Below are 23,796 nucleotides of genomic sequence, written 5' to 3' on the forward strand. Positions count from 1 at the left end.
CGGCGGCCCTATCTTCGCCCGATCCTCGGCAAGCCCTTCGATCCCTGGGCGGGTGCCGAGCGGGTCGATCCCGACGACTTCGCGCTTTCGCTGATGGATCTTTTCGTCAAGAAAGTCCTGCGGCCACCGAAGGATTGCCGGGTCAGCGGCTTCAAGGAAATCCGGTTTCACCAGGAGCCTTCCTTCTTCCGCAACCATATGGACGTCCTGCGCACCGTCTTTCCGAAGGCGAGGATCATCTTCCAGCATCGCAAGCTCGAGGATGTCGCGCGCTCGGGCTGGTGGAAGAACCAGTCCCAGTCCGAGGTCATCTCGCAACTCGGGCAGGCTGACCGCATGTTCCTGTCCTATGCGAAGGATCACCCTGACTGCTGTCATGTGGTGAGCTATGACAAGCTGGTTGCCGACAAGGCCCATGCCAGAGAGATCTATGATTTTCTGGGCGAAAAATTCGACGAAGCGACGGTTGCCGGGATTCTCGGTCAGGCGCTGAAGCATTGACGTGGCGCGCTGGCCCATCTGACGGGCCGGTCGCCGAGAAGCGGGGTTTCGGGGGTGGATATCCTCGCCGCCGCAGTTTGCGGGTTTACATGCCGCGCCGGGACGTCTAAACGACCGCCTTTGGCTCCGCGTGTCCGGAGCGGCGGGCGCTGGGTCTTCCGCCGCTAAGGGTCTTGGTGCCGTTCATCGGGTGTTCGGCACCCCCCTTTCTGGCGAAAACATGACAGAACCAACTATTGCCGCGCCTCTGGCTGCGGCGCTGGCAGCCAAAGGCTATGCCAGCCTCACCACCGTTCAAGAAGCCGTTCTGGCCGCTGATGCGGACGGGCGCGATATGCTTGTTTCGGCGCAGACCGGCTCGGGCAAGACCGTGGCCTTCGGCCTTGCCATCGCGGCGGATATCCTGCAGGGCGAGGTGGCGCTGCCTTTCGCGGAAACGCCGCTGGCCCTCGCCATCGCGCCGACCCGCGAACTGGCACTGCAGGTCGCACGCGAGCTGACCTGGCTCTATGGCGAGGCCGGTGCCCGCATCGCGACCTGCGTTGGCGGCATGGACTACCGGACCGAGCGTCGCGCGTTGGAGCGCGGCCCCCATATCGTCGTGGGCACCCCCGGCCGTCTTCGCGATCATATCGATCGCGGTGGCCTTGACCTCTCCGGGCTGCGCGCCGCGGTGCTGGACGAGGCTGACGAGATGCTGGATCTCGGCTTCCGCGAGGATCTGGAGTTCATCCTGGAATCCGCCCCGGCCGAGCGCCGCACCCTGATGTTCTCGGCCACGGTGCCGCCGGCAATCGAAAAGCTCGCCAAGGACTTCCAGAAGGACGCTTTGCGCATCGTCGCGCAGGGCGAGGCTGGCCAGCACGGCGACATCGAATATCGCGCGATCAGCGTCTCGGTCCGGGACCGCGAGCCGGCGATCTTCAACCTGCTGCGCCTGCATGATGCGCGCACCGCCATCGTCTTCTGCAAGACCCGGGCGAATGTCAGCCATCTGCTGGCCCGCATGGGCAACCGCGGCTTCAAGGCCGTCGCGCTGTCGGGCGAGCTGAGCCAGCAAGAGCGCAGCCACGCCCTGCAAGCGCTGCGGGACGGGCGGGCGCAGGTCTGCATCGCAACCGACGTGGCCGCACGTGGCATCGACCTGCCGGGTCTGGAACTGGTGATCCATGCCGACCTGCCGACCAATGCCGAGACGCTGCTCCACCGCTCGGGCCGGACCGGCCGGGCAGGGGCCAAGGGCATCTCGGCCCTGATCGTCGTCGCTCCTGAATACAAGAAGGCGCAGCGCCTGCTGAAATTCGCCAAGGTTGAGGCGGAATGGTCCGGCGCGCCCTCGGCCGATGACGTGCGCGCGCGTGACGATGAGCGTATGCTCGAACATCCCGCCCTGCACGAACCCGTTGGCGAGGACGAGGTCGGTTTGGCCACGACCCTGCTGGAACGCTTCGGGGCCGAGCAGCTTGCCGCCGCGTTCCTCCGCCTCTGGCGCGAGGGGCGGCCCACGCCCGAGGAACTGACCGTGGTGCATGAGCGCCCGGCCCCCTCGGCGCCGCGCGAGCAGCGCGATTTCGGCGATTCCGTATGGTTCTCGCTCAGCGTCGGTTACTCCGGCCGGGCCGAGGCCCGCTGGTTGCTGCCCAAGATCTGCGAGGCGGGCGGCGTCAACAAGGACGTGATCGGCGCGATCAAGGTGCGCGACCACGAAACCTTCGTCCAGATCGCGGCGAGCGCGGCGGATCGCTTTGGCGAGGCTGTCGAGCTTGAGGAAGGCCTGATGATGGTCCGTCAGGCCGGTATGCCGAATTTCGAGCGGAGCGCCGGTCCTTCGGCCCCGCGCCGCGAGGCGCCGGTGAAGAAGGGCTATCCGAAGCAGCGGACGGAATCCGCGCCGGAACCCCGTGCCCGCACACCCTATGCAGCCGAGGCTCCTCGCTTCGAGGGCAAGGCCGATGATGGCGCGGCCCCGCGCAGCAAGGCCCGCTGGTCCACCGCCGAGAAGGCCCGCAAGCGCGGTGCCGAGGACGCGCCGCGCGCCAAGGGCAAGCCGGGGAAACCCATCGCCGCCAAGGCAGGCTGGGCCAAGCCCGCGCCGCGCAAGAAGCCTGACGGCTTCAAAAGCGGCCCGTCCGGCAAAAGCCGCAAGGGTTGAAATGAAGAACGCCCGGTCGCAAGACCGGGCGTTTTCGTTCAGTAGGGCAGGCCGACATAGTTTTCCGCCAGCGCGGTCTGTGCGGCGGTGGAGTTGGCCAGATACTCGACCTCGGCGGCCTGCATCCGGGCAAGGAAGCTGCCCTCGGCCGGGAAGTGGTGCAGCATCCGCGTCATCGACCACGAGAAGCGCGAGGCCTTCCACACCCGCGCGAGCGCCGTCGCGGAATAATCCTGCAGGAACTGGTTGTCCCCGGCGTAATGCGCGATCAGCGCCCGCGAGAGATAGTAGACGTCCGACGCGGCAAGGTTCAGGCCCTTGGCCCCGGTCGGCGGCACGATATGGGCGGCGTCCCCGGCCAGATAGATCCGGCCCCAGCTCATCGGCTCGGAGATGAAGCTGCGCAGCGGCGCGATGCTCTTCTCGATCGAGGGGCCGGTGACGAGGTTTTCGGCCAGATGCGGCGGCAGGCGGCGCTTCAACTCGGCCCAGAAGGCATCGTCGCTCCAGTCCTCGGCCTTGCCGCTCAGCGGAACCTGCAGATAGTGGCGGCTGAGATTGGCATTGCGCATCGAGCAGAGAGCGAAACCGCGCTCATGCCCGGAATAGACCAGCTCCTCGGCGACCGGCGGGGTGTGGGCAAGGATCCCAAGCCAGCCGAAGGGATAGACATTCTCGAACTCGCGCCGAACATTCTGGGGGATCGAGTTGCGGCTGACGCCGTGGAAGCCGTCGCAGCCGGCGATATAGTCGCAATCGACGCGGTGGCTGCGACCGCCATGGCTGAAGGTCACATAGGGCGCGTCGCTGTCGGCATCGTGGATCGCGACATCCTCGGCCTCGTGGAAGATCGGCGCGCCAATCCGGTCCAGCTCGGCATAGAGGTCATGGGTCACCTCGGTCTGGCCGTAGATCGTGACCGTCTTGCCGGTCAGTTTCTTGAAGTCGATGTGAACCGTCGTCCCATGCGCTGTGATGATGGTGCCGTCATGGACGAATCCTTCGGCCTCCATCCGCGCGCTGACGCCCGCTTCGCGCAGGATGTCGCAAAGTCCCTGTTCCAGAACCCCGGCCCGGATGCGCGAGAGAACATAGTCGCGCGAGCGACGCTCAAGCACGACAGCATCCACGCCGGCACGGCGCAACAGCAGTGAAAGCAGCAGTCCGGCCGGACCGCCGCCGATGATGCAGACCTGATGGCGCATGATCTTTTTCCTCCAGTTTCGGCGACGGCCGGACCGCCGCGGATTGGCGGCAAAATGACGCAGAGACGGCGCAGGCGAAATGGACGCTGCGTCGGAAAACTTGGACGATTCGTCAGTCCGTGGCCCCGCCCGTCTTTCGGTATTGGCCGGGAGAGATTCCCACGCGGCGGGCGAAAAAGCGATTGAAATAAGCAGGGTCCTCGAAACCGGTCATATGCGCGACCTGTGCGACCCCGTTATCGGTGTAAAGCAGATAGCGCTTGGCCTCGAGGAGGATGCGTTCGTGCAGGATCTCGGTCGCGGTGCGCCCGGCGCGGGCCTTGCAGGCGGCGTTCAGCCGCGCCGTCGTCACGGCGAGCTCCGCGGCATAGAACGAGGGCGAGCGTTGGTTGCGGAACTGCGCCTCGACCAGCGCGCGATAGCGCATGAGGAGGTCGTGGTCGCGGTTTGCCGGGCCGGGATCCGCGACTTCGTGACTGATCCCGAGGCGTAGCGCGATGACCAGAAGCCGCAGGAAAAGCGCCCTGATCGCCGATCTGCGCCCCGGCGCGGACCAGACGAATTCGCGATGCAGCCATTGAAAGGTGTCAAGCACCGCGGGAATGTCGATGCCCGATCCGGCCAGCGCGAAGATGGCGGGATGGGCGACGGCGCGCGACAATTGCGGATCGGCCGCCGCCGCGGCATTGAGCCAGCCCAGAGCGGCAGTCAGGACATAGCCTTCGGTGCCCGGATCGAATTCGAACTGATGGACACAGCCCGCCGGCAGCACGATAACCGCCGGCGTCGGGATCGCATGGACGCGGTCTTCAAGCTGGATGGTTCCGCCGCCGCCCTCGACCAGCATGATTTGCATATGGTCGGGATGGGCATGGGCCCGAATGCGCCAGCCATGCGGGCCGCTGCGGTCGAGGATCGGCTCGATATGCAGGAAGTCGAGTTCGACATCCTGATCGCGCTCGCCGTAGAGGTAGAAATGCGGGATGCTCGAGGGCGGCGTGCGGTTCATCGTGCATCCTCGCGGATCGTGCCCCGACGCCAGGGCGGCGCCGGGTTGCAGGGTTCAGACCTTTTGCTTCATCACCTGGGTCGTGGCGAGGGCGATTGCCCCCAGAAGTCCCACGATCGCGAAGACATAGAAGCCCCACGGGTGACCGATGCCAAGCGAAACCATCGTGCCGCCAAGCAGCGGACCGGAAATCGCGCCGATCCGGCCGATCCCCGCCGCCATGCCAAGCGCGGTCGCCCGCACCGCCGGAGGATGGTTCGCCGCCGTATAGGCATAGACCAGCACCTGCGCCGAAAAGACGAAGCATCCGGTGACGAAGACCAGCGGATAGAGCGCGATTGTGGGCACCTTCACCGACAGCCCCGCAAGCAGGCCGGCGCTGATGAGGAACCAGATCAGCGCGGCGGGCTTCAGCCCGATCCGGTCGCCGACCCGGCCCGCGACCAGAAGGCCGCAAACCGCACCGACATTCAACAGAAGCAGAAGGAACAGGCCCTTTTGCAGGCCATAGCCCGCCTCGATCATCAGCGTCGGAAGCCAGGTGTTCAGCGCGTAGACCAGCAGCAGGCCCATGAAGGACGTGACCCAGATGCCGATGCTGTTGCGCAGGAAGGGGGCGCGGAACAGCGTCTTGCCGCCTTGGGTGGGCGTGCCCGAGGTTGCGGCGGGCGCGGCCTCCAGCACGATGCCGTGTTCGGCGGCGATAGCCTCGGCCTCGGCCCGGCGGCCCTTGGCCAGCAGGAAGGCCGGCGATTCCGGCAGGTGGCGCAGCATCAGGGGCAGCAGGACGATACCGGGCACGGCGCCCGCAATGAACATCGCCTGCCAGCCAAGAAGTGGCAGCAGCGCCAGACCCAGCAGCGCGGTCGCCACGGCGCCGACGTGATAGCCGGTCATCAGTCGGGTCGAGGCCTTGCCAGCCTGTCCGCGCGAGAACTCGGTGACGAGGGCAATGGCCGTCGGCAGACAGCCGCCAAGGCCGAATCCGGCAAGGAAGCGATAGATCGAGAGCTGCACCCAGTCATGGGCGAAGGCGCAAGCCAGCGTCGCCAGCGAGAAGGCCCCGACCGACCAGATCATCGACTTCCGGCGGCCGAAGCGGTCGGTGAGAGCCCCGATCATCAGCGCGCCAAGCGTCATGCCCACCAGACTGATGGTGGAGACGAAGGTCGCCTCGGGCTTGCTCATGAAGGGCGATTCGCCTCCGGTCAGAGGCGGGATCAGCGTGCCGAGCACCACCAGATCGAAACCATCGAGGACGACGGCAATCCAGCACAGGGTAGAGATCCACCCCGCATTGGCCCGTTGTCGCATTTGTACATTTGCCACCAAGTTCGAGTACCTCCTCGCGTCCCTTGGAAAGTGGAGCCGGACTCCGAGGGCCGCTCCGAACGCGGCGCCCACTATCAACGGAACGCCGGGCCGTAAATGGGGAAGTTGTATGGCAACAGGATCGCCGATCGTCGCCAGAGGCGTGGTTCAGCGATCGCTGCGCGCCACTTCGCGCGCGATTTCCGCAAGATCGGCAAGCCCCGGCGGTGCGCTGCCCTGACGCTGCGTCATGCCGACCGCGCCCGACAGGAACCGGGCGCCGGTCGGCAGGGCAACCATGTCCCCGCGCTCGAGTTCATGGGCGATCACGCCGCGCGAAATGAACCAGAGCGCGTCCGAGGCCAGACAGACACCGCGCCCCAGCGCCAGCGAGACGGTCTCGACCGCCGGTCGTAGGCCGGCAAGGCCGTTGGCGGCAAGGTAATCATCGACCACCGGCCGGATCAGGGCGGTGGCAGGGGGCAGGATGACCGGCGATGCGGCGAGGGCCTCGGGCGCGGGCCGGTTTCGCAGCGGATGATCCGCGCGGCCCGCCAGAATGACCTCATCCTCGTAGAGGTGATCGAAACTCAGCCCCGCCATCTCGGCCGCGCCGGGCAGGCGGCCCATGACCAGATCGACCGCACCATCGCGCAGAAGGCGCATCAGGTGAAAATGCGGCCCGGTCTCGACCGCGAGAACGATCTCGGGGCGGAGTTCGCGAAAGCGCAGCACGACGCGGGGCATGAAGCGCGTGGCCACCGTCGGCAGGACGCCGACCCGCAAGGTGCCGCTGACGCCGGGCCGCAGCGCGGCCGCGCCCGCCTCCAGCGCCTGCACGGCGGTCAGGGCGTGGCGGCGAAAGACGCTGCCGGCCTCGGTCAGGATCAGCTTTCGCCCCTGCCGCAGAAACATCGGCTGTCCCAGCAGCGTCTCAAGCTCGGCCAGGGTGCGTGACAGCGCGGGTTGGGTTATCCCTTGTGCGCGGGCTACGCCGGTCAAGCTGCCTTCCGCTGCAATGTCGAGGAAAGCCCGGATGTGACGCAGCTTGATGCCGGGATGCATAGCATATTGGTTATTCATCTTGGCGGATTTTGCATTATTCAAGCGTGAACGGTTATGACAGATTATGGACAAGGGAGATGATCATGCAAGTTTTGAACCGCCCCTGGGGCGCGATGCACTATCGGATCGACGGACCCGCCGACGGGCCGGTCGTGGTTTTCGCCAATTCCCTTGGCACCGACCTGCGCCTCTGGGATGCGCTCTTGCAGGAGCTGCCCGGCATCCGGGCCATCCGTTTCGACAAGCGCGGCCACGGGCTTTCGGATGAGGGTGGCGGCTATACGATCGACGATCTGGCCGATGACGCTGCCGCGCTGATCGAGCATCTTGGTCTGCGTCAGGTCATCTTCGTCGGTCTTTCGATTGGTGGCATGATTGCCCAGTCGATCGCCGCCCGGCGGCCGGATCTGGTTCGCGCCGTGGTCCTGTCGAACACCGCGGTCAGGATGGGCACCGCGCAAAGCTGGGCCGACCGGATCAGCGCGGTGCGGTCGAGCGGGCTTGAGGCCATCGCCGATGTCATCATGGAGCGCTGGTTCGCCCCGGTTTTCCGCGTCCGGCCGGAACTGGCAGCGTGGCGGAACATGGTCGTGCGCACCTCGCCCACCGGCTATGTCGCCGCCTGCGAGGCGCTGGCCGCCGCTGACCTCTCTGCGCAGACTGCGGGGATTGCCCTGCCGGTCATGGTGATCGCCGGTGATCAGGACGGCTCCTCGCCGGCCGAGCTGGTCAAGGCGACGTCGGATCTGATCCCCGGCGCCGCGTTCCATATCATTCCCGATGCGGGCCATCTGCCCTGCACCGAACAACCCGTGGCCTATGCGGCCCTTCTTTCGAAATTCGTTCAGGAATATAGCCGATGAATGCACGTTACGATCAAGGCATGGCCACACGTCGCCGCGTTCTGGGCGATGCCCATGTCGACCGGGCAGAGGCCAACAAGACCGATTTCGACCAGCCGTTCCAGACCCTGATCACCGAATCCGCCTGGGGCTCGGTCTGGTCGCGCGATACCATCGCCCCGCGCGAGCGGTCGATGCTGACCATCGCGCTGCTTGCGGGATTGGGTAACGACCACGAGCTTGCCATGCATATCCGCGCGACCGCCAATACCGGCGCCAGCAAGGAGGATGTGCTGGAGGCGCTGCTGCATGTCGCGATCTATGCCGGCGTGCCGCGTGCCAATCACGCGATCAAGATCGCCAAGGAAACCTACGCCGCGATGGAGGAGAGCCAGCGATGAGCGATACCAGCCAAACCGAATCCAAGGTCCAGCCACGCCCGGTCAGCAAGGGGCCGCTTTTCTTCCGCGACCGTGACTGGCACCCGGCGGCCTATACGCCGGGCTACAAGACCTCGATGACGCGCGCGCCGTTCCGGCCGCTGGTCGCGCTCGGCTCGACCCTGTCGGAGGAGACCGGCCCGGCCTTCGGTCACTCGATGATCGGCGAGCTCGACAACAATCTTATCATGAACTTCACCGGCCAGCCTGCCATCGGCGAGCGCATCATCATGCACGGCCGGGTGCTGGATGAAACCGGCCGGGGCGTCCCGAATGTGCTGGTCGAGATCTGGCAGGCCAATGCCGGCGGCCGCTATCGCCACAAGAAGGACGCCTATGCCGCGCCGCTCGACCCGAATTTCGGTGGCTGCGGGCGCACGATCTCGGGGGCTGACGGCTCGTATGAGTTCCTGACCGTTCGCCCCGGCGCCTATCCCTGGCCGAACCGCGTCAATGACTGGCGCCCGATGCATATCCATATCTCGGTCTTCGGCTCGGGCTTCGGCCAGCGCCTGATCACCCAGATGTATTTCGAGGGCGACCCGCTGATCGCCCGTTGCCCGATCGTCAAGACCATCGGTTCGGACCGCGCCATCGACGCGCTGGTCGCGCCCCTTGACATGAACCGCGCGATCCCGATGGATTGCCTCGCCTATAAATTCGACATCGTGCTGCGCGGCCGTCGCCAGTCGTTCTTCGAGAACCGCAAGGAGGGCCTGTGATGCAGCAGCTCGACTATCTCAAGGAAACGCCCTCGCAGACCGCCGGGCCTTATGTCCATATCGGTCTGACGCCGAACAAGCTGGGGAATGACGGGATCTATCCGGTCGATCTGGGCGAAAGCCCGATCCAGAACGGTGCCAAGGGCGAGGTCATCACCATCGTCGGCACCGTGCGCGATGGCGCGGGCATGGTCATGCGCGATGCGCTGATCGAAAGCTGGCAGGCGGATGCCCATGGCATCTATCCCGGCAACGATCCGCGCGGTGCGGCCGACCCGAACGTGACGGGCTGGGCGCGCATCATCGCCGATTTCGACTCGGGTGAATGGACGCTCCGCACGGTGAAGCCGGGTCGCGTGCCCTTCCCGGACGGGCGGATGATGGCGCCGCATATCGCGCTTTGGATCGTGGCGCGCGGGATCAACCTTGGCCTTCAGACCCGGATCTATTTCGAGGACGAGGACAACGATTCCTGCCCGGTCCTGCAGCGGATCGAGCATCGCCCGCGTGTCGATACGCTGATCGCGAAAAAGACCGGCGACGGCGTTTACCGCTTCGACATCGTCCTGCAAGGTGAGAACGAAACCGTTTTCTTCGACATGTAAGGAAAGAAGATGAGCGCCCACTCGAACCAGCCCTGCATCATCTGTGTGGCCATCACCGGGTCGCTGCCGACCAAGGCGAACAACCCGGCCGTCCCGATCACCGTCGAGGAACAGATCGAATCCACGCAGGAGGCATTCGAGGCGGGCGCGACCATCGCGCATTGCCATGTCCGCGACGACGAGGGCAAGCCGACCTCGGACCCCGAACGGTTTGCCCGCCTCAAGGAAGGGCTGGAGGCGCATTGCCCCGGAATGATCGTCCAGCTTTCCACAGGCGGACGATCCGGGGCAGGGCAGGCGCGCGGCGGCATGCTGCCGCTGTCGCCCGACATGGCCTCGCTCTCGGTCGGGTCGAACAACTTCCCGACGCGTGTTTATGAGAACCCGCCGGATCTGGTCGACTGGCTCGCGGCCGAGATGATCCGCCATGACGTGAAGCCCGAGATCGAGGCCTTCGACCTCAGCCATATCCTGCAGGCCGCCAAGATGTATCAGGACGGCCGGATCAAGGACCGGCCCTATGTGCAGTTCGTGATGGGCGTAAAGAACGCCATGCCCGCGGATCGCGAGGTGTTCGACTATTATATCTATACGGTCAAACGCCTCTTCGGCGAGGACGCGCCGTGGTGCGCCGCCGGGATCGGTCCGAACCAGCTCACGCTGAACGAATGGGCGATCGGTGCTGGTGGCCATGCGCGCACGGGCCTTGAGGACAATGTCCGGCTGGACCGCGACCGCCTTGCGCCGTCGAACGCCGCTCTGGTGCGTCGCGCCGCCGAAATCTGCGAACGGAACGAGCGTCCCGTCGCGACCTGGCAGCAGGCGCGCGAGATCCTTGGCCTCAGAATGCCCGCGGCCTGATCGCCGCGTCGGAAAGAAAGAAGACATGCCTGCATCACCCGCCGACAGCGCCATCTATCGCGACCTTTTCAGCGATGAGGCGACCGCTGCCCTGTTCACCGACAGCGCCGAAATCCGCGCCATGCTGCTGGTCGAGGGGGCGCTTGCCCGGGTGCAGGGCAAGCTTGGGATCATCCCCGAGACCGCTGCGGCCTATATCGACCGCGCGAGCCGCGAGGTGCAGATCGACCCGGCGGCACTTGCGCGCGAGACGGCGACGAACGGGGTGCCGATCCCGGCGCTGGTCGCGGCTTTCCGCAAGGCCATGCAGGCGCCAGATCATGCGCAATACCTGCATTGGGGCGCGACCAGTCAGGATATCATGGAGACAGGCCTTGCCCTGCGCCTGCGTCGCCTGACCGAGATCTGGGACGAGCGGCTGGGCCAGGTGATCGCCGCGCTTGGCGATCTGGCGGGGCGATATGCCGATCTGCCGATGGCGGCGCGGACCTATGGTCAGGCCGCGACTCCGACCAGCTTCGGCGCGGTCGTGGCGGGTTGGGGCCATCCACTGATCCGGCATCGGCAGCGCCTCGATGCGCTGCGCCCGGCGCTTGCGACCGTGTCGCTTGGCGGTGCCGCAGGCACCCTCTCGGCCATAGGTCCAGAGGGTCCGGCGGTGCGCGCGGCCCTTGCCGAAGGGCTGGGGCTGGCCGATCCCGGCCATGGCTGGCATTCCGAGCGGGATACGATCGACAGCTTTTCCGCCTGGATGGCGGGTGTCACGACCAGCCTTGGCAAGATGGGCGAGGATCTGATCCTGATGACCCAGTCGGGCATCAACGAGATCCGCATTGCCGGGGCCGGCGGCTCCTCGACCATGCCGCAGAAGCAAAATCCGGTCGGGCCCTCGGTTCTGGTCGCGCTGGCGCGGCAGACGATCGGGCTTTCCGCCGCGATGCAGGGGGCGGGGATCCACCGTCAGCAGCGCGACGGCTCGGCCTGGTTCGTGGAATGGCTGACCCTGCCGCAGCTTTGCATCTCGACCGGTCGCGCCATATCGCTGGCGCTCGACCTCGCGGGGCGGTTGACGCCGGATGCGGAGGCGATGGCGCAGGGGATCGACGACGGGACCGGCCTGATCCACGCGGAAGCCTTCACCTTCGCGCTTGCCCGCCACATGCCCCGGCCGGAGGCGCAGGCCAGGATGAAGGATCTCTGCGCCGAGGCACTGGCTGGCAAGGGCTCGCTGCCCGAACTGGTCGCGCGGGATTTCCCGCAGCTCGACCTGTCGGCGGCAGGGGGCCTTGGCACCGCGCCCGAAGAAGCGCGCGCCTTTGCCACGCAGTCGGCGCTGTCAGATCCCGGTGCTTGAAGAGCAGGCGGCATCGGCCCGAACCCCGAGGGTTGTTGTTGCGATAGCGCGGTGAAGAACCTATCCTGCGGGCAGGATAAGTTTACAACATCTTCACATGCCGCTTTCTCTTGCCATCATCGGCGACGATCTGACCGGGGCGCTTGATGCCTCCGCACCCTTTGCTGCCCGGGGTTTGAGGGTTGCGGTCGCGCTTGGCCCCGAACATGTGGCGGCGGCGCTCGCCACCGATCCAGATGTCATCGCGGTCACGACCGAGAGCCGCGAGATTTCGCCGCAGGCTGCGCGTGATGCGGTGCTGCGCGTTGCCCGGGTGCTGCCAGATGTCCGTATCCTCAAGAAGGTCGATTCCCGCCTCAAGGGCAATATCGAGGCCGAGCTTTCGGCATTGGAATTCGCCTCTGCCCTCGCCGCCCCGGCGATTCCCGAATTCGGCCGGATCGTGCAGGGTGGCGCGGTCATGGGCTTTGGCGTGGACACCCCGATTCCGGTTCGTGAGCGGCTGGGTCTGCACGCAGAACGGATTGTCGTCCCGGATGTCGCGACCGCAGCCGAGATGCGCGCCGCGCTCGACGCGGCGGGGGACGACCTTCTCATCGGGGCGCGCGGTCTGGCCGAGGCGCTGGCAGAGCGGATGGCGTCATCGACGCCTCGCCTGATCGCAGAGCTGCCCGGGCCGCGCGGGCTTTTCGTGCTGGGCACGCGCGATCCGATCACGCTGGCCCAGGCCGATCTGTTGCGCGAAATGCCCGGGACGACCTGTCTTGGCGCCGAGAACGGCGTGGTGGTCGAGATGCTTCCCAATGTGCCTCGCTTGCTGCTTCAGGCTTTGCCCGGATTCGAGACACGGGGCCCAGAGGAGGTTTCGGCATCGCTCGCTGAGGCGGTCGCTCCCTTGCTGCGGCCGGGTTTCGGGACCGCGCTGCTGAGCGGGGGTGCCACAGCTTCAGCCTGTCTGCGCAGGGCAGGGGCCGGCGTCATGCGGGTGAACGGCGAATGCCTGCCCGGCCTCGTCGTGGCCGAATGGGAGGGGGTGACTGTGATCACAAAATCCGGGGGCTTCGGGGATCCCTATTGCCTGACCCGCATCGCCGCGATGATCGGGAGGGAGAGGGCATGAGCGGCGAGCACTCGAATGCTCGCAAGAGCCTTGGCGATGTGGTTTTCGAGCGGATCCTGCGCTCGATCAAATCCGGGGCGTTTGCGCCGGATGAGCGTCTGCCGACGGAACACGACCTTGCCGCCGAGTTCGAGGTCTCGCGACCCATCATCCGCGAGGCGCTGCGCCGCCTGCGCGAGCAGGGGTTGATCTATTCACGCCGGGGCGCGGGCAGCTTCGTGCGATCGGTCGGGTTGAAGCAGCCCTTGGGTTTCGGACAGCTGGAGAACGTCGCGGACCTGCTGAACTGCTATGAGTTTCGCATCACCATGGAGCCGGTCGCGGCGGCCCGCGCGGCCGAGCGGCATGATGCCCGATCGCTCGAGAACATCGCCACCGCGCTGGAACTGATGCGGGACGCGACCAATCGTCAGTCGCATCGCGAGGATGCCGATTTCCAGTTCCACCTCGCCATCGCGCAGGCCAGCGAGAACAGCTATTTTGCCACCGCGATGGAGGCGCTCAAGGACCATATCGCGGTCGGGATGCGTTTTCACGGCGCCTCGGTCAAGCGCGAGACCTTGGGCCTTGCGCGCGTCTTTGACGAGCATGACCAGATCTACCGCGCGATCAGGGATGGCAAGGCGGCTGAGGCCCAGCATTTGATGCAGGACCACCTGATCGGCTCGCGCGAGCGCCTGTTCGAGCGGAAGCGGCCCGAGGGCTAAGCACCGCTTCAGAAAGCGGCGCGATAAATCTCGCGGACCTGATCCGGGCTCATGTCGCGTGGATTGTTGTCCATCAGGCGGCGGATCGCATGAGCATCGGCGGCGAAGCGGTCCAGCTGATCCTCGGTCGCGCCATGGGCCGAAAGCCGCATCTCGACCCCCAGATCGGCACAGAACCGATGCGCTGCCGGCAGGAGGTCGCCCGAGAGGCCAAGTGCCGCGACAACTTCAGCAGTCTTTTCGGGAACGGTGCTTTCGTTGAAGGCCAGCACATGCGGGAAGATGATCGCATTCGCCAGCCCATGCGGCAGGTGCAGCAGCGTGCCCAGCGGATAGGCCAGCGCGTGACCGGCCGCCGTATTGACCGGACCAAGGCAGATCCCGCCATAGAAGGATGCCAGCATCATCCCCTCCCGCGCCTCGGTATCGCTGCCGTCGCGGACCGCGCGGGCAAGGTAGCGGCCGACCAGATCGATTCCCATGCGGGCATAGCCGTCGATGACCGGATGGGCGTTTTTGTTGGTGAGGGCCTCGACACAATGCGCCATGGCGTCGATTCCGGTCGCGGCGGTGATGGCGGGCGGGACGGTGAAGGTCAGCTCCGGGTCCAGCACCGCCAGATCGGCCAGAAGATGCGGGCTTTCAACGGCGATCTTCGCCCCCTTGCCGGGATCGGTGATCAAGGCGCGGATGCCGGCCTCGGAGCCGGTTCCGGCGGTGGTCGCGACCTGTGCTAATAGGCTCCTGCGCCCCGCGACGCGGTTTGGCCCGGCAATCTGGTCAAGGGTCTCGCCACTCTCCCAGATCGCGGCGACGAGCTTGGCAAGGTCCATGACCGAGCCGCCGCCCAGACCCACGACCAGATCGGGCCGCGCCGCGCGCGCCGCAGCAAGCGCCGCATCGAGGCAGGCGATGTCCGGCTCCCCCGGTACGGCGTCGAAGACGCTGATCTTGCCGGAGAGGCCCATCCGGTCTACGAAACCCGAGGTATGGGGCGAGGCGATGACCAGCACCCTTTCCGCGTCCCCGGCCCAAGCGCCGACACTTGCGATTGAACCCGCACCGATCTCGACGCGCTTGGGCAGATGCAGGGTGATATTGCGTGAAAGCGTCATGCGGGAACCTTCTTTCCGGCGACCAGCTTGCGGGCATAGGCAATGGCCGAGTTCATGTTGCCGTGGTCGGCGATCCCCTTGCCTGCGATGTCGAAGGCCGTGCCGTGATCGACCGAGGTGCGGTCGATGGGCAGCTCCACCGAGACATTCACCGCCGTATCGAAAGCCACCAGCTTGATCGGGATATGGCCCTGATCGTGATACTGCGCGACGACCAGATCGAAGGCGCCGGTATAGGCGCGGTGGAACACGGTATCGGCCGAGATCGGGCCTTCCACGTCGATCCCCTCGGCGCGGGCGGCAGCGACGGCGGGTGCGATATGGGCGTCATCCTCGGTCCCGAAGAGGCCGTTCTCGCCGCAATGGGGGTTGATCCCGGCGACCGCGATGCGCGGGCTGGCATAGCCGATGCGCTGCAGATGGGCATGGCCCGCACGGATCGTGGCCAGCACCCGCTCGGTCGTGGCGCGCCGGATCGCGTCCTGCAGCGAAACATGGGTCGAGACATGGATGACCTTCAGCCGCTCGCTGGCGAGCAGCATATAGGCCGCCTTCGCCCCGGTCAGGGCGCGCAGCATCCCGGTATGGCCGTCATAGTGATGGCCGGCGAGGTTCAGCGCCTCCTTGTTGATGGGGGCGGTGACGATGCAGCCGATCCGGCCGGCCTCGGCATCGCGCACTGCAGCCTCGATGAAGCGGAACGCGGCGTCCCCCGCGACCGGAGAGAGCTTGCCCCAGGGCAGGGGGGCGCCTTCGATCGGCAGGTCGACGACCGCCCCTTCCAGGTCGATCGCCGCACCAACGGCGGCCTTCGCCGCTTCGAGTGTCGCGCGGTTGCCATAGATCCGGGTAAGGGCACGGTCCTCGGGCGTCATTGCGGCAAGCGCTTTGACGCAGATCTCGGGTCCGACGCCTGCTGGGTCGCCCATGGTGATGCCGATGATTTCGCTCATGTCACTCTCGTCGATTGGCTGCGGCCCAGCCCGGTGCGAGCCGGACATATTTGATGGCGCGGCGATGATAGGTATAGGCGATATGCAGGCTGCCATCTGGACCTTCCAGAAGCCAAGGATAGGACATTTCCTGATTGTGCCCATCGGTCGAATTGTTCGACAGGCAGTCGCCCGGCCCGTCCTCGATGACGATGCGCTGCGGGAAGGTCTGGCCGCCATCGACCGAAAGGCATACCGCCAGCGGAGCGCGCGGCACGCCCCAGACAGGCTGGCATCCGCCCTTGGCATCCGGGCGATCGTCCGATGCCTCCAGCTCGTCATAAAGCGACTGGCGGCGGGCCTGCGAATCCGCGGCCGAGACGGGATTGCAGATCACGGCGACGCGACCATCCGCAATCAGGGTCGCAGCAATCGAGGAATTGTTGTTGGGAATATCCGTCGGCAAAGGCGCGGACCAGTGAAAGCCACCATCGGTCGAGGTGCTGCGATGCACCGCATCGGCCTGCCTGCGGCGAAAGAAGGCAGCGCGCGTTCCATCGGGCAGCGTCAACGGACTCATATGCACCGAGCCGAGGGAATCCGGCACAGCCTCGACCTGCCAGCTGGCGCCGCGATCCGCCGAAACCGCGAGCGCGGCAAGGTCGTGGCTGCCGTTCCAGCGCATGCCGGGCTGGGGAACGCAGAGGAAGAGCGGCAGAAGCCATGCCCCATCCGCGCGCAGCGTCACCGGCCCTCGCACGAAACAGCCGCGGGGCAATTCATCCAGATAGCGCGCCTCGCCCTCGATCAGGCGGGCGGGATCGGACGGGTCGCGGGACAGGGACACCATGCGGATGCGGCACTGGTCCTGATTTCCGGCAGGCTGCGAGGTGTGGAAGAGGAACAGTTCCCCGTTCGCGGCAAAGATCACCGGATTCTGCTCGGACCGGTCGGGATCATGGCTGAGCCTTTGGGGCGCACCCCAGACCTGCCCGTCGGGCGGCAGCATCGAGGCATGGATGGCAATATCCGACTTCCCCTCGAGCGAACCCGCAAACCAAGCGCAAAGCAGGGTTCCGTCTTCGAGCAGATGCAGGAAGGCCGCATGGTTCTGGACCATGGGAGAGGGCAGGAACGCCTCCGCACGAGTCGAAGAGACCTGCCGGATCCGGCCCGTCATGCTGGCGGCGATTTCCTCGGGTAACATGAGCCTTCCTTCCTGCGGCGGTTCTTGGGGAAGTCTCAGCATTGGATTTATCAGTTGTCAAGTTGGTTAATCTATTATCGTCAGAATTATGGTGGAGATAAATTTATTAATACGTTGTAATTAATCATAAAATATCAAGATATGCCATCGAGTTTGTTGTCGCATAAAGGATTATGTTGACAACTTGATCCGCTGATCGCATCCTGCGTTTTGCCGATAGGACAATGGGCGCGAAGCGTTCTGCATCACAGACCCGCTGCCTGTCGGCAAGTCGCGCAGCTTGGAGGGGCGCGATAAGTTCGTCACCTGCGGGGAGGGTAAGGATGATGACAAAGGTTATGCGTCTGGGCGCGGTTGTGCTCGCGGCGGGTATGGCATTCAGCGCGACTTCCGTGCTCGCTGCGGATTCCGATATCAAGATCGTGCTGAGCGAGGAGCTTGACCTGCTTGAGCCCTGCATGGCGACACGCTCGAATATCGGGCGCGTGATCCTTGAAAATGTGAACGAAACGCTGACCGAATATGACACGCGCAATGGCAAGGGGCTGATGCCCCGCCTTGCCGAAAGCTGGGAACAGAAGGCGGACGGCTCATGGCGTTTCAAGCTGCGGCCGGGCGTCACGTTCACGGATGGGTCGGGTTTCGACGCCAAGGATGTGAAATTCTCGTTCGATCGCGCGATGAGCGACAAGCTGACCTGCGAGTCGCAGCGCTATTTCGGCGGGATGAAGGTCTCGGCCGAGGTGGTGGATGACCAGACCATCGACTTTACCGCCGATCCGGTCCAGCCGATCCTGCCCTTGCTGCTGTCGCTGATCACCATCGTGCCGGAGGAGACCCCGATGGAGTTCGTGCGCGAACCCATCGGCACCGGGCCCTACAAGGTCACGGAATGGAAGCCCGGCCAGCAGATCGTGCTGACGCGTCGCGACGATTATTGGGGCACAGCGCCCAAGGTCACCTCGGCGACCTATCTGTTCCGAACCGATCCCGCCGTTCGCGCCGCCATGGTCGAGACGGGGGAAGCCGACCTTGCGCCCTCGATCGCGCGCGAGGATGCGACCAATCCCAAGACCGATTTCACCTATCTCGATTCCGAGACGGTCTATATCCGCCTCGACAGTTCCGTGGAGCCGGTCAGTGACATTCGTGTGCGCAAGGCGCTGAACATGGCGATCGACCGGCAGGCATTCATCGGGACGCTGCTGCCTGAGGGCACGGAACTGGCCGTGGCCCTGTTCCCGCCGACCACCGCCGGCTGGAACCCGGATGTGAAGCTGCCCCCCTTTGATCCCGAGGGGGCGAAGAAACTGCTGGCCGAGGCCAAGGCGGACGGCGTGCCCGTCGATACCGAGATCCGGCTGATCGCCCGCACGGCGAACTTCCCCAATGTGACCGAGGTGATGGAGGCGATCCATCAGATGCTCACCGATGTCGGCTTCAACGTGAAGCTGGAATTCGTCGAGGTAGCCGAGCACGAGAAATTCTACTCGAAGCCCTATCCGACCGATCAGGGCGCCTACATGCTGGCCGCGATGCATGACAACAACAAGGGTGACCCGATCTTCACCATGTATTTCAAATATGCGAGCGACGGGCGCCAGTCGGGCATCAACGATCCCAAGGTCGATGACCTGATCACGCGCGCCTCGGCCGCGACGGGGGAGGAGCGGGCGAAGCTCTGGTCCGAACTCGTCGCCTATGTGCATGACGACATCGTGGCGGATGTCCCGCTTTTCCACATGGTCAGCTATAGCCGCGTCGGCGAGCGTCTGGATTTCAAGCCGACGATCGCCACCAACGGGCAGCTTCAGCTTTCCCATATCGGCTTCAAGTAAGCCTTTCCCGCCGGTCCCCCTTTCCGGGGGCCGGTTCACGCCCGAACCTGCCGCCGGAGTCCGCATGACCAAGGAAGCCTTCGTCGCCCTCGTCACCTGTTTCAACGATGACGAGACGATCAATTTCGACGCGACCCGCGCACAGGTGCGCCGCCAGATCCGCGCCGGGAACAATATCATGTGCGCGGGCACGAATGGCGATTTCACCGCGCTGACCTTTGAGGAAAAGGTTCTCCTGACCGAGGCCGTGGTCGATGAGGTCGCGGGACAGGCCAGGGTCATCGTGAATGCCGGGATGCCCGCGACCTTCGAGACGGTGAAGCTTGCGCGTGAGTTCGACCGCATCGGCGTCGACGGCATCGCGGTCATCACCCCCTTCTTCATCGCCTGCACGCAGGATGGGCTGATCCGGCATTTCACCGCCGTGGCGGATGCGGTCACGACGCCGGTTTACCTTTACGACATTCCCGCAAGAACGCAGAACCATATCGCCCCCGAAACCGCGCGGGCGCTGGCGGAGCATGGCAATATCGCCGGCATCAAGGATTCGGGCGGCGGGCAGGACACGCTGGAAGCCTATCTTGCCGTCAGCCGCGAGGCGGCGCAGTTTGCCGTCTATTCCGGTCCAGACAACCTCGTGCACTGGTCGCTGATGAACGGGGCGGCGGGCTGCATCTCGGGGCTGGGCAACGTCATGCCCGAGGTGCTGGCCGCCTTGTTCCGCGCCCATAATGCGGGCGACGAGGCCGAGGCTGCCCGGCAGCAAGAGATCTTCGGAAATTTCCGCAAGGATCTTTACGGGCTGGGTTATCCGCCTGCGCTGGTCAAGCGGGCGCTGTTCCTCATGGATGCCTCGGTCGGGGCCAGCCGCCAGCCCGCGCTATTGCCGGATCCGGGTCAGGACCGACAGATTGCCGCGATCCTTGCGACCTATGGGCTGCTCCCCGGCATGACCGAGGCAGCATCGGGCTGAGATCGGGGGCGAGATCCTATGAGAAATAATCCGGGTTCCGGCTGCGCAACTGCTCGACCTGCGAGATGGTCCCGCCCAGATGGTCGCGCATGGCGCTGACCGCCGCGTCGGGATCGCCCTGCCCGATTGCGTCGATCACCGCCAGATGCCCCGCGATGATCGATTTGACGCGGCCTTGCGCATTATGCAGCCGCCGCGCGCGCTCAAGGTGCCCGGAGCGTTCGCGGATCAACTGATGCAGCGGGCCCCGGCCCAGCGACGAGAACAGCGTGTTGTGAAAGACCTCGTCCAGCTCCTGAAACATGGTGACCTGGTCGGCATCCTGCGCCACCACCTCTTGCATTCGGATGATCGACCGCGCGCGCGTGATCAGCTCTGGGTCCGGGTTCAGCGCCAGATTGCGGGCGACCTCGCATTCCAGCGCCGTGCGCAGGAAATGCGCCTCGTAGATCTGGGGGATGTCGATCCGGGTCACGACGGTTCTGGATTGCGGATAGATCCGGACCAGCCCTTCGACATGCAGCTTTTGCAGCGCCTCGCGCAGGGGGGTCAGGCTGACGCCGTAATGCTCGGTCAGCTCGTGGCGGTCCAGCGTCATGTCCGGCGGCAGGTCGAAGGCGATGATTCGTTGCCGCAGGTCGTCATAGATGCGCTGCACCGTTCCGCCTGCCGCTGTCCCGGAGTCCGCCGGGCTGAAAGCCGAGAGAAGCGTTTTCGTCATGTCCTTTTTCCTGCCTGATTTTCGTGGGTTTCTTCGCCCTCGAGATTCATAATTGATATTCTTATTAAACTAATATATCACATCTTCATCCCGCTCAAGCGTTACGTGGCATCATGGTCCGAACGCCTATGCATCCGAGCGGGCGAGGGAGGAAGCGGATGCAGAAGAAGAAAGAATATGCGGATCTGCGCTCGGCGCGCTGGATGGTGCCGGATGACCAGCGGTCCTTCGGGCATCGTTCGCGGACGATGCAGATGGGCTATGCCCCCGAGGATTGGGAAGGCAAACCAATCGTCGCGATCATCAATACATGGTCGGACGCGCAGCCCTGTCACATGCATTTCAAGGACCGCGTGGACTGGGTCAAGCGTGGCATCCTGCAGGCAGGCGGCTTCCCGATGGAGCTTCCGGCGCTGTCGCTCTCCGAGAATTTCGTGAAGCCGACGACCATGCTTTACCGCAACATGCTGGCGATGGAGACCGAGGAGCTTTTGCGCTCGCACCCGATCGACGGCGCGGTGCTGATGGGTGGCTGTGACAAGACCACGCCGGGTCTGGTGATGGGCGCGCTCAGCATGGGCGTTCCATTTATCTACCTGCCCGCCGGGCCGATGCTGCGCGGGAACTATGCGGGCAAGTATCTGGGTTCCGGCACCGACGGGTTCAAATACTGGGACGAGCGGCGGGCAGGCACGATCTCGAAGGAAGAGTGGCAGGGGATCGAGGGCGGCATTGCCCGCTCCTACGGTCACTGCATGACCATGGGCACGGCTTCGACCATGACGGCAATTGCCGATGCCATGGGTCTGACGCTGCCCGGCGCGTCCTCGATCCCGGCGGCGGATGCGAACCACCAGCGCATGTCGGCCTCTTGCGGGCGGCGCATCGTCGAGATGATCTGGGAGGATCTGACCCCCGAGAAGATCGTGACCCCGGCCGCCGTCAACAATGCCGTGACGGTCGCCATGGCCACGGGCTGTTCGACCAATGCCATCATCCACCTGATCGCCATGGCGCGGCGCGCGGGCGTGCCGCTGGAGCTGGACGATCTGGACCGGATCGGCCGCACCACGCCGGTGATCGCGAATATCCGCCCCTCGGGCACGACCTATCTGATGGAGGATTTCTTCTATGCGGGCGGCCTGCGCGCGCTGATGAAGCAGCTGGGCGACAAGCTCGACAGTTCGGCCATCACCGTCACCGGCAAGCCACTGACCGACGGCCTCGATGATGTGAAAATCTGGAACGAGGATGTCATCCGCCCGCTCTCGAACCCGGTCTATCACGAGGGGTCGCTGGCGGTGCTGAAGGGCAATCTCTGCCCCGATGGCGCGGTCATCAAGCCCGCGGCCTGCGATCCGAAATTCCATCGCCATACCGGCCCGGCGCTGGTCGCCGACAGCTATGCCGAGATGAAGGCGATCATCGACGACCCGGACTATCCGCTGACCCCGGAAACGGTTCTGGTGCTGCGTAATGCCGGGCCGCAGGGTGGGCCGGGCATGCCGGAATGGGGGATGATCCCGATGCCCAAGGCGCTGCTGAAGCTGGGTCTGCGCGACATGGTGCGGATCTCGGATGCGCGCATGTCGGGGACGAGCTTCGGTGCCTGCGTCCTGCATGTCTCGCCCGAGGCCTTCGTCGGCGGGCCGCTCGCGCTCTTGAAAACCGGCGATCTGGTCGAGTTGGACATTCCCGCGCGGTCGCTGAACATGCTGGTCGACGAGGCGGAACTGGCCGCGCGCCGCGAGGCATGGCAGACCCCCGAGCCCCGCTATCAACGTGGCTACGGCCTGATGTTCTCGAAGCATATCGAGCAGGCCGACAAGGGCTGCGACTTTGATTTCCTGAAAACCGAATATGGCGGCAAGACGCCAGAACCCGCCATCAACTGAGGTGAATGCCATGCTGGATATCTCTCAACGCCTGATCCCGGCGCAGCCGCCGAAGGCGGGCTTTGCCGCCGGCCCCGCGACGCAGGACGCGATCAAGACGGTCAAACTGTCGCTGGCCTATCTGCCGCTCGCGCGTCCGATCAGCGATGCCAAGGTGCTGACCGGCCGGCAGAAGCCGCTGACGCAGGTTGCCTTCCTTTTCTGCGAGATCGAGACCGAGGCGGGCTTCTCGGGTCTTGGCTTCAGCTATTCGAAGCGCGCGGGCGGCCCGGCCCTCTATGCCCATGCCTGCGAGATTGCCGACAATCTGCTGGGCGAGGATCCGAACGATATCGCGCGCCTCTGGGACAAGCTCTGCTGGGCCGGGGCCTCGGTCGGGCGTTCCGGGGTCGCGACGCAGGCGATTGCCGCGATGGATATCTGCCTCTGGGATCTGAAGGCCAAGCGCGCGGGTCTGCCGCTGGCGAAGCTGCTTGGCGCGCATCGCGACGCGGTCGCCTGCTACAATACCTCGGGCGGGTTCCTCTCCTCGACCATCGACGAGGTCAAGGCAGCGGTCGATCGCTCGCTTGAGGCCGGCATCGGCGGGATCAAGATTAAGGTCGGCCAGCCCGACCCGATGGAGGATCTGCGCCGCATCGCTGCCGTGACCGAGCATCTGAACGGGCGCGTGCCGCTGATGGTTGATGCGAACCAGCAATGGGACCGCGTGACTGCGCTGCGTTTCGGGCGTCTGGTCGAGCCGATGAACCTCGAATGGATCGAGGAGCCGCTCGACGCCTATGACGCCGAGGGTCATGCCCTGCTGGCCCGCGAGCTTGCGACGCCGATCGCCACGGGCGAGATGCTGGCCTCCTCCGACGAGCATATGGCGCTGATCCGCGCCGATGCGGTCGATTTCATCCAGCCCGACGCGCCGCGCGTTGGCGGTATCACCCAGTTCCTCAAGATCTGCGCGCAGGCCGAGGCCAAGCGGATGCGCCTTGCCCCGCATTTCGCGATGGAGATCCACCTGCACCTCGCCGCGGCCTACCCGCATGAACCATGGGTCGAGCATTTCGACTGGCTCGCGCCGCTTTTCAACGAGGAGCTGGAGATCCGCGACGGCCGCATGATCGTGCCCGCGCGCCCCGGCCTCGGCTGCAGCCTGACCGGCAAGGCGCGTGACTGGACTGTTGAAACCAGCGTTTTCGGAGGCTGACGTGAACCCCTCTACCCGTG

Annotated in this window: 22 protein-coding genes; 14 read left to right on the forward strand and 8 right to left on the reverse strand. The window is 65.2% G+C overall.

What is annotated here, in order from left to right:
- Both VNQ78_RS00310 and VNQ78_RS00315 read left to right on the forward strand, forming a co-directional pair.
- Positions 1 to 501 (forward strand): sulfotransferase (locus tag VNQ78_RS00310; RefSeq protein ID WP_325685390.1); only part of this gene is annotated, 501 nt, incomplete at its 5' end.
- 220 nt (positions 502 to 721) lie between these two features.
- Positions 722 to 2,653 carry a DEAD/DEAH box helicase gene (locus VNQ78_RS00315; RefSeq protein WP_325685392.1) on the forward strand — a complete coding sequence of 644 codons (1,932 nt, stop codon included), beginning with the start codon at positions 722 to 724 and terminating at the stop codon, positions 2,651 to 2,653.
- A gap of 38 nt (positions 2,654 to 2,691) precedes the next feature.
- Here VNQ78_RS00315 and pobA read toward each other — a convergent pair whose 3' ends face one another.
- The 4 genes from pobA to VNQ78_RS00335 form a co-directional block, all read right to left on the reverse strand.
- Entirely contained in the window at positions 2,692 to 3,858 is a 1,167-nt protein-coding gene (gene pobA / locus VNQ78_RS00320) for a 4-hydroxybenzoate 3-monooxygenase (RefSeq protein ID WP_325685394.1), read from the reverse strand.
- Positions 3,859 to 3,970: 112 nt separating this feature from the next.
- On the reverse strand, positions 3,971 to 4,867 hold the full coding sequence (locus VNQ78_RS00325) for a helix-turn-helix domain-containing protein (RefSeq protein ID WP_325685396.1): 897 nt from the start codon (positions 4,865 to 4,867) through the stop codon (positions 3,971 to 3,973).
- A gap of 54 nt (positions 4,868 to 4,921) precedes the next feature.
- Positions 4,922 to 6,181 (reverse strand): aromatic acid/H+ symport family MFS transporter, encoded by a 1,260-nt coding sequence (locus tag VNQ78_RS00330; protein ID WP_325685398.1) that lies wholly within the window; start codon positions 6,179 to 6,181, stop codon positions 4,922 to 4,924.
- 165 nt (positions 6,182 to 6,346) lie between these two features.
- Positions 6,347 to 7,261, reverse strand: a complete 915-nt coding sequence (locus VNQ78_RS00335) for a LysR substrate-binding domain-containing protein (RefSeq protein ID WP_325685400.1) — start codon at positions 7,259 to 7,261, stop codon at positions 6,347 to 6,349.
- 65 nt (positions 7,262 to 7,326) lie between these two features.
- Here VNQ78_RS00335 and pcaD point away from each other — a divergent pair, with 65 nt between their 5' ends.
- The 8 genes from pcaD to VNQ78_RS00375 all read left to right on the forward strand — a co-directional run bounded on the left by pcaD (position 7,327) and on the right by VNQ78_RS00375 (position 13,894).
- Positions 7,327 to 8,106, forward strand: coding sequence for a 3-oxoadipate enol-lactonase (pcaD, locus tag VNQ78_RS00340; RefSeq protein ID WP_325685402.1), 780 nt, complete (start codon positions 7,327 to 7,329; stop codon positions 8,104 to 8,106).
- On the forward strand, positions 8,103 to 8,486 hold the full coding sequence (pcaC, locus tag VNQ78_RS00345) for a 4-carboxymuconolactone decarboxylase (RefSeq protein ID WP_325685404.1): 384 nt from the start codon (positions 8,103 to 8,105) through the stop codon (positions 8,484 to 8,486). The genes pcaD and pcaC overlap by 4 nt, the downstream gene beginning before the upstream one ends.
- Positions 8,483 to 9,247: a protocatechuate 3,4-dioxygenase subunit beta gene (pcaH, locus tag VNQ78_RS00350; protein WP_325685406.1), complete on the forward strand. Its 765-nt coding sequence runs from the start codon at positions 8,483 to 8,485 to the stop codon at positions 9,245 to 9,247. Before pcaC ends, pcaH begins: the two co-directional genes overlap by 4 nt.
- Complete coding sequence (gene pcaG, locus VNQ78_RS00355; protein WP_325685408.1) at positions 9,247 to 9,852, forward strand: protocatechuate 3,4-dioxygenase subunit alpha; 606 nt, start codon at positions 9,247 to 9,249, stop codon at positions 9,850 to 9,852. The genes pcaH and pcaG overlap by 1 nt, the downstream gene beginning before the upstream one ends.
- A 9-nt stretch (positions 9,853 to 9,861) precedes the next feature.
- Positions 9,862 to 10,713 (forward strand): 3-keto-5-aminohexanoate cleavage protein, encoded by an 852-nt coding sequence (locus VNQ78_RS00360; protein WP_325685410.1) that lies wholly within the window; start codon positions 9,862 to 9,864, stop codon positions 10,711 to 10,713.
- 25 nt (positions 10,714 to 10,738) lie between these two features.
- Positions 10,739 to 12,067, forward strand: coding sequence for an adenylosuccinate lyase family protein (locus tag VNQ78_RS00365; RefSeq protein WP_325685412.1), 1,329 nt, complete (start codon positions 10,739 to 10,741; stop codon positions 12,065 to 12,067).
- Positions 12,068 to 12,164: 97 nt separating this feature from the next.
- Entirely contained in the window at positions 12,165 to 13,187 is a 1,023-nt protein-coding gene (locus tag VNQ78_RS00370) for a four-carbon acid sugar kinase family protein (RefSeq protein WP_325685414.1), read from the forward strand.
- Positions 13,184 to 13,894, forward strand: a complete 711-nt coding sequence (locus tag VNQ78_RS00375) for a FadR/GntR family transcriptional regulator (RefSeq protein ID WP_325685417.1) — start codon at positions 13,184 to 13,186, stop codon at positions 13,892 to 13,894. The genes VNQ78_RS00370 and VNQ78_RS00375 overlap by 4 nt, the downstream gene beginning before the upstream one ends.
- An 8-nt stretch (positions 13,895 to 13,902) precedes the next feature.
- Here VNQ78_RS00375 and VNQ78_RS00380 read toward each other — a convergent pair whose 3' ends face one another.
- Genes VNQ78_RS00380 through VNQ78_RS00390 form a run of 3 tightly spaced genes read right to left on the reverse strand, consistent with a single transcriptional unit; the run spans position 13,903 to position 17,148 of the window.
- Positions 13,903 to 15,009 (reverse strand): iron-containing alcohol dehydrogenase, encoded by a 1,107-nt coding sequence (locus VNQ78_RS00380; protein WP_325685419.1) that lies wholly within the window; start codon positions 15,007 to 15,009, stop codon positions 13,903 to 13,905.
- The gene (pdxA, locus tag VNQ78_RS00385) at positions 15,006 to 15,962 is read right to left on the reverse strand and encodes a 4-hydroxythreonine-4-phosphate dehydrogenase PdxA (protein WP_325685421.1); all 957 of its coding nucleotides are present in this window, start codon (positions 15,960 to 15,962) and stop codon (positions 15,006 to 15,008) included. The genes VNQ78_RS00380 and pdxA overlap by 4 nt, the downstream gene beginning before the upstream one ends.
- A gap of 1 nt (position 15,963) precedes the next feature.
- Positions 15,964 to 17,148: a sialidase family protein gene (locus tag VNQ78_RS00390; protein ID WP_325685423.1), complete on the reverse strand. Its 1,185-nt coding sequence runs from the start codon at positions 17,146 to 17,148 to the stop codon at positions 15,964 to 15,966.
- Between the two features lie 326 nt (positions 17,149 to 17,474).
- Here VNQ78_RS00390 and VNQ78_RS00395 point away from each other — a divergent pair, with 326 nt between their 5' ends.
- On the forward strand, positions 17,475 to 18,986 hold the full coding sequence (locus tag VNQ78_RS00395; RefSeq protein WP_325685425.1) for an ABC transporter substrate-binding protein: 1,512 nt from the start codon (positions 17,475 to 17,477) through the stop codon (positions 18,984 to 18,986).
- Positions 18,987 to 19,050: 64 nt separating this feature from the next.
- Complete coding sequence (locus VNQ78_RS00400) at positions 19,051 to 19,959, forward strand: dihydrodipicolinate synthase family protein (RefSeq protein ID WP_325685427.1); 909 nt, start codon at positions 19,051 to 19,053, stop codon at positions 19,957 to 19,959.
- A 16-nt stretch (positions 19,960 to 19,975) separates the two neighbouring features.
- On the opposite strand, the gene VNQ78_RS00405 is transcribed toward VNQ78_RS00400, so the two are convergent.
- Positions 19,976 to 20,680, reverse strand: a complete 705-nt coding sequence (locus VNQ78_RS00405) for a GntR family transcriptional regulator (protein ID WP_325685429.1) — start codon at positions 20,678 to 20,680, stop codon at positions 19,976 to 19,978.
- Between the two features lie 158 nt (positions 20,681 to 20,838).
- On the opposite strand from VNQ78_RS00405, the gene araD reads away from it, so the two are divergent.
- Complete coding sequence (gene araD, locus VNQ78_RS00410) at positions 20,839 to 22,575, forward strand: L-arabinonate dehydratase (protein ID WP_325685431.1); 1,737 nt, start codon at positions 20,839 to 20,841, stop codon at positions 22,573 to 22,575.
- A 10-nt stretch (positions 22,576 to 22,585) separates the two neighbouring features.
- Positions 22,586 to 23,776, forward strand: coding sequence for an L-talarate/galactarate dehydratase (locus VNQ78_RS00415; protein ID WP_325685433.1), 1,191 nt, complete (start codon positions 22,586 to 22,588; stop codon positions 23,774 to 23,776).
- The last annotated feature ends 20 nt before the right edge of the window (positions 23,777 to 23,796 follow it).

It is taken from the genome of Paracoccus sp. (in: a-proteobacteria) (assembly GCF_035556475.1).
GTDB lineage: Bacteria > Pseudomonadota > Alphaproteobacteria > Rhodobacterales > Rhodobacteraceae > Paracoccus.

Coding starts and splice junctions, on each gene's coding strand:
- VNQ78_RS00365 (WP_325685412.1), top strand. CDS start 10,739: ATGCCTGCATCACCCGCCGACAGCGCCATCTATCGCGACCTTTTCAGC.
- VNQ78_RS00390 (WP_325685423.1), bottom strand. CDS start 17,148: ATGTTACCCGAGGAAATCGCCGCCAGCATGACGGGCCGGATCCGGCAG.
- pcaG (WP_325685408.1), top strand. CDS start 9,247: ATGCAGCAGCTCGACTATCTCAAGGAAACGCCCTCGCAGACCGCCGGG.
- VNQ78_RS00360 (WP_325685410.1), top strand. CDS start 9,862: ATGAGCGCCCACTCGAACCAGCCCTGCATCATCTGTGTGGCCATCACC.
- VNQ78_RS00380 (WP_325685419.1), bottom strand. CDS start 15,009: ATGACGCTTTCACGCAATATCACCCTGCATCTGCCCAAGCGCGTCGAG.
- VNQ78_RS00375 (WP_325685417.1), top strand. CDS start 13,184: ATGAGCGGCGAGCACTCGAATGCTCGCAAGAGCCTTGGCGATGTGGTT.
- VNQ78_RS00330 (WP_325685398.1), bottom strand. CDS start 6,181: ATGCGACAACGGGCCAATGCGGGGTGGATCTCTACCCTGTGCTGGATT.
- pcaD (WP_325685402.1), top strand. CDS start 7,327: ATGCAAGTTTTGAACCGCCCCTGGGGCGCGATGCACTATCGGATCGAC.
- pdxA (WP_325685421.1), bottom strand. CDS start 15,962: ATGAGCGAAATCATCGGCATCACCATGGGCGACCCAGCAGGCGTCGGA.
- VNQ78_RS00325 (WP_325685396.1), bottom strand. CDS start 4,867: ATGAACCGCACGCCGCCCTCGAGCATCCCGCATTTCTACCTCTACGGC.
- VNQ78_RS00315 (WP_325685392.1), top strand. CDS start 722: ATGACAGAACCAACTATTGCCGCGCCTCTGGCTGCGGCGCTGGCAGCC.
- pcaH (WP_325685406.1), top strand. CDS start 8,483: ATGAGCGATACCAGCCAAACCGAATCCAAGGTCCAGCCACGCCCGGTC.
- araD (WP_325685431.1), top strand. CDS start 20,839: ATGCAGAAGAAGAAAGAATATGCGGATCTGCGCTCGGCGCGCTGGATG.
- VNQ78_RS00415 (WP_325685433.1), top strand. CDS start 22,586: ATGCTGGATATCTCTCAACGCCTGATCCCGGCGCAGCCGCCGAAGGCG.
- VNQ78_RS00335 (WP_325685400.1), bottom strand. CDS start 7,261: ATGAATAACCAATATGCTATGCATCCCGGCATCAAGCTGCGTCACATC.
- pcaC (WP_325685404.1), top strand. CDS start 8,103: ATGAATGCACGTTACGATCAAGGCATGGCCACACGTCGCCGCGTTCTG.
- VNQ78_RS00405 (WP_325685429.1), bottom strand. CDS start 20,680: ATGACGAAAACGCTTCTCTCGGCTTTCAGCCCGGCGGACTCCGGGACA.
- pobA (WP_325685394.1), bottom strand. CDS start 3,858: ATGCGCCATCAGGTCTGCATCATCGGCGGCGGTCCGGCCGGACTGCTG.
- VNQ78_RS00400 (WP_325685427.1), top strand. CDS start 19,051: ATGACCAAGGAAGCCTTCGTCGCCCTCGTCACCTGTTTCAACGATGAC.
- VNQ78_RS00395 (WP_325685425.1), top strand. CDS start 17,475: ATGACAAAGGTTATGCGTCTGGGCGCGGTTGTGCTCGCGGCGGGTATG.
- VNQ78_RS00370 (WP_325685414.1), top strand. CDS start 12,165: ATGCCGCTTTCTCTTGCCATCATCGGCGACGATCTGACCGGGGCGCTT.